This window comes from Nesterenkonia haasae, assembly GCF_010119385.1.
Classification (GTDB): Bacteria; Actinomycetota; Actinomycetes; order Actinomycetales; family Micrococcaceae; genus Nesterenkonia; species Nesterenkonia haasae.
Window position 1 is genome coordinate 1 of the sequence record NZ_VFIE01000046.1, and the last position, 332, is coordinate 332.

At 69.9% G+C, this 332-nt stretch carries 1 protein-coding gene; it reads left to right on the forward strand.

What is annotated here, in order from left to right; translation table 11 throughout:
• A partial coding sequence (locus tag FH975_RS16385; protein ID WP_202923324.1) for a phospholipase D-like domain-containing protein occupies nucleotides 1-332 on the forward strand: 332 nt, incomplete at both ends.

Here is a 332-nt window from a genome sequence, read left to right on the forward strand (position 1 = left end):
CTGCCGCCGGCCAGCTTCCGCCGCCCCGAGCGGGTGGAGCGGGTCAGTGCCGAAGCCAATGACATGGACTTCGTCAGCCGTTCCTTCGTCGATACCGCGTTGCCGGTGGCCTCGGTGCGCTATGTCGCCGACCTGCCGCGCAAGCACCGGCGCGAGAAGGCCGATGCGCCGCTGGCCGGACAGCACGTGACCGAGCCGCAGCTGGATGCGCTGATCGCCGGCGCGCAGAAGGAAGTGATCCTGCAGACGCCGTACCTGGTGCTGTCCAAACCGGCGCAGAAGCTGTTCCGCGAGCTGCGCAAGCGACCGCAGCCGCCGCGCGTGGTGGTGTC